The 3,909-nt window shown below is 43.5% G+C and carries 4 protein-coding genes; all 4 read left to right on the forward strand.

Annotated features, from left to right (window positions below):
- Positions 1–178 precede the first annotated feature (178 nt).
- On the forward strand, positions 179–1,306 hold the full coding sequence (gene tgt / locus WKI49_04180) for a tRNA guanosine(34) transglycosylase Tgt (GenBank protein MEJ7621698.1): 1,128 nt from the start codon (positions 179–181) through the stop codon (positions 1,304–1,306).
- Between the two features lie 530 nt (positions 1,307–1,836).
- A complete protein-coding gene (locus WKI49_04185; protein MEJ7621699.1) occupies positions 1,837–2,673 on the forward strand; it encodes a cytochrome c biogenesis protein CcdA in 837 nt (278 codons plus the stop codon).
- Positions 2,674–3,282 carry an imidazole glycerol phosphate synthase subunit HisH gene (hisH, locus tag WKI49_04190; GenBank protein MEJ7621700.1) on the forward strand — a complete coding sequence of 203 codons (609 nt, stop codon included), beginning with the start codon at positions 2,674–2,676 and terminating at the stop codon, positions 3,280–3,282.
- Positions 3,275–3,909, forward strand: a 635-nt coding sequence (pyrF, locus tag WKI49_04195; protein MEJ7621701.1) for an orotidine-5'-phosphate decarboxylase, incomplete at its 3' end; no start/stop codon positions are given. The genes hisH and pyrF, both read left to right, overlap by 8 nt.

A 3,909-nucleotide genomic window follows, 5' to 3' on the forward strand; every position in this document is an offset into this window, starting at 1 on the left:
ATTGGAGATTTAAGAGGTGAAATTGGAGGAGTTAAGGGTCAAATTGCAGAAGTAAACGCAAGGCTTTCAAAACTTGAAACATATATAAAGGTCCTCATAGCCCTATTTCTAATAGCCATAGCCTTATACAGCCCAGTGTTTTTTGAGCTTGTGAAATTACTTTTCAAACCTTAAAGATATGTTTTCCTTTAGGGTTATAAAATCTGACGGAAAGGCAAGGCTTGGGGAACTCATAACACCGCACGGTAAAATACATACGCCAGTCTTTATGCCCGTTGGCACTCAGGGAACAGTAAAGGCTATGCTCCACAAAGACCTTATAGAGATAGGCACTCAGATTATATTGGGAAATACTTATCACCTATACCTAAGACCGGGTATAGAGGTTATAAAGGAAGCAGGTGGGCTTCATGCCTTTATAGGTTGGGACAAGCCTATTTTGACAGATAGTGGGGGTTTTCAGGTCTTTTCTCTTTCACGAGGAAGGGGAGATGGAAAGTCAAGGGTAAGGGTTAAGGACGAAGGGGTGGAGTTTAGAGACCACCTTGCGGGAGACCTTCACTTCTTTACTCCAGAAAAGGTTATAGAAATTCAAGAAACCTTTGGCTCTGACATCATTATGCCTCTTGACGAATGCGTAGAGTATCCTACCACCTACGCTTACGCAAAGACTGCAGTTGATAGAACTATAGACTGGCTTGACAGGAGCATAAGGGCTAAAAGGAGAGAGGACCAGGTGCTTTTTGGAATAGTGCAGGGTGCTTTTTTTGAGGAGCTTAGGGAAGAGTCTGCTCTTAGGACTGTAGAAAGAGACCTCTTTGGCTATGCTATCGGCGGGCTTTCTGTGGGCGAGCCAAAGGAAATTATGTATGACATGACCGAGCTTGTATGCCAATACCTTCCATGGGAAAAACCCAGATATCTTATGGGGGTAGGTATGCCTGAGGATATAATTGAAGCGGTGGCAAGAGGGGTAGACATGTTTGACTGCGTGGCACCCACACGCATGGCAAGGACTGGAACGCTCTTTACTTCAAGGGGAAAGATAAACATACGCAACGAAAAATACAAAAAGGATTTTTCTCCACCAGACCCAGAGTGTGATTGTTATACTTGCAGGAACTTCACTAAAGCCTATCTTAGACATCTCTTTAATGTGGAAGAGATATCCGCTTATATACTCAACACCATTCACAACCTTCGCTTTTACCACAAGCTAATGGAGGACATAAGAAAAGCCATAGAGGAGGGCAGGTTTGAAGAGTTTAGAAGGGCGTGGCACAAGTCCTATAGTCTACAAACTTGACCTGCTTTTAAAGAAGACTCTTGATATTTATGTATGGTATTTTTGCTATCCTTTTCCACAGAGGTAAATTAGAGAACATAAAGCTCGCTTATACTTAAATAACCCCTATCACCTTAAACCTCACCACTACTTATTGCCAGGCTTAAACCATACGTCATACACCACGCCAGCTTCATCGCATAAAACCATCACAGGCATTCCATAGTATTAGAAACTAAATCTTGTGGAATATTTTTCTATGAAATGAGGAACTATAGCTTCTCCTACTCTTTACTTTTTTCTCTTTGCCCAAAATACCTTGCCTGCAAATTGCCTTATTTTCTGCGTTCTCGCCCCGTCTATATTAGCAACAGGTAGAATTGTTCCATCCAATGTGGGGGTATAAATCAAACTGAATGATGTAAAGGTCTTTCACCATCCCACTAAGAACTGAGGTATGAATAAATTTTTTGTTTATACTGTAGGAAACCCTTGAAAAGGACGAAGCCTTCAAAGCTATGGAGTAATATATTTATCATGGAGGCGAGATAATGAGTGAGGTATCTCTTCTTATAGCCTTTACCGCTGGTTTGTTGTCCTTTCTGTCTCCTTGTGTCCTGCCTATAATTCCTGGTTATATATCCTACATATCTGGCATAGGAGCACAGGAGGTAAAAGAAAAGGGTGGCTTTAGCAAAAAGGCTTTTGTAGCTTCGCTTCTTTTTGTGGTGGGTTTTTCCATAGTCTTTACCCTTATGGGTGCTACCGCAACGGGTATAGGTGGGCTCTTGAGAGAATATCAAGACCACATAGCAAAGGTGGGTGGTGGTATAGTGGTTTTCTTTGGTCTGCATTTTGCTGGTGTTATGCTAAGACCCAGTTTTTTAAAGGAGCTGGCAGGCGTATCCGCACTTATACTTGCTTTCTTTTTTCTCGGCATTATTTCTCAGAAGACCCTCTTTGACCTATTGGGCATAGTTCTTGTGGTAGCTTTTCTTTACCTTTTTGGTCTTCATGAGGTGTTATACAGGCAGATGAGAAAGGAAATGAAGGGTAGTGTTTCTGGATTGGGTGCTTTGGCGGTGGGTATGCTCTTTGCCTTTGGATGGAGTCCTTGCATAGGTCCAGTGCTTGGCTCAATCCTGCTGTATGCCAGTCAACAGGAGACCGCTCTTCAGGGTGCGAGCCTTCTCTTTGCCTATTCTATGGGTATGGGTATTCCCTTTCTCATAGCGGGTGGTTTGCTCTCTGCCTTTCTTGGCTTTGTGAGGAGTTTTGGACGCTTCTTTGGTGTTGTGGAGGTTGTGGGCGGGCTTTTGCTTATACTTTTAGGGGTCTTGCTTACCATGGGCAAGTTGGCGGAAATATCTCTTTTGCTGGGTGCATAGATGCTTCTTTTGATAGACTACGGAATGGGCAATTTAAGGAGCGTGTCAAAGGCACTTGAGAAGGTAGGCTTTTCTGTAAAGGTCAGCTCAGACCCAGAAGAGGTAAAGAGGGCAGAGGTATTGGTCTTACCGGGTGTGGGTGCCTTTAGGGATGCCATGGAAAACTTGAAGAAACTTGGGCTTTTGAAAGAGATACTAAGGCATATTGAAAAGGGAAAACCCTATATGGGTATATGCCTTGGGCTTCAACTACTCTTTGAAAGGAGTTATGAGTTTGGAGAAACAGAAGGCTTTGGAGTGCTTGAGGGTGAGGTGGTTTTACTTCCACCAAAGGTCAAAGTGCCACACATAGGTTGGAATCAACTCTGGAGGCAAAAGCCTTCTGACCTTCTTAATGGCATCAAAGAGGGTGAATACTTTTACTTTGTCCATTCTTACCATGTAGTGCCAAAGAGACAGGATATAGTTCTTACCACCACCGATTACGGTATTGACTTCGTCTCCTCAATAGAGTATGAAAACATCTTTGCGGTCCAGTTTCATCCAGAAAAGAGCCAAAAGGCTGGACTAAGGCTTCTTGAGAACTTCAGGAGGAGGCTTTATGGCTAAGCTCTGCATAGCCTTAGACACAAACCTTCAACAAGCCAAAGACTTGGTGAGGTCTCTTAGGGGCTACCCTCTACTTTTTAAGGTGGGCTATAAACTTTTCATCTGCCATCATAGGGCAATAACAGACTACATAAAAGAGGAAGGTTTTGAGCTCTTTCTGGACCTTAAGCTTCACGACATTCCCAATACGGTAAAGGAAGGAGTTTTATCTGCAAAGGAGTTGGGTGCGGACTATCTTACAATTCATATATCCGCAGGAAAATCTGCCCTCAGGTCTGCAGTGGAGGTAAAAGGAAAGCTCAAGCTACTTGGAGTCACTCTGCTAACAAGCCTTGACGATGAGGATATAAAAGACATTGGTTTTTGCAAAGACAGAGAGGAACAGGTTTTCCACCTTATAGAGCTTGCCCTCAAGGAAGGCTTTGACGGTATAGTGTGCTCTGGCAGGGAGCTAAGCTATCTCAAAGAGAAAGCCTCTAAGCCTTTTATTGCGGTTGTTCCCGGTGTTAGGTTGGAGGGAGACCCTGTGGAAGACCAAAAGAGGGTGGTAAGCCTTGAAGAGGCTCTAAGTGCTGGTGCGGATATAATTGTGATGGGTAGAAGTATTTTGAGGGCGGAGAATCCTGT

It is taken from the genome of Aquificaceae bacterium (genome assembly GCA_037722135.1).
Taxonomy (GTDB): Bacteria; Aquificota; Aquificia; order Aquificales; family Aquificaceae; genus Pampinifervens; species Pampinifervens sericum.

Bases quoted from the DNA above. Each gene is read 5' to 3' on its own strand.
- WKI49_04185 (MEJ7621699.1), top strand. From the start codon at position 1,837: ATGAGTGAGGTATCTCTTCTTATAGCCTTTACCGCTGGTTTGTTGTCC.
- tgt (MEJ7621698.1), top strand. From the start codon at position 179: ATGTTTTCCTTTAGGGTTATAAAATCTGACGGAAAGGCAAGGCTTGGG.
- hisH (MEJ7621700.1), top strand. From the start codon at position 2,674: ATGCTTCTTTTGATAGACTACGGAATGGGCAATTTAAGGAGCGTGTCA.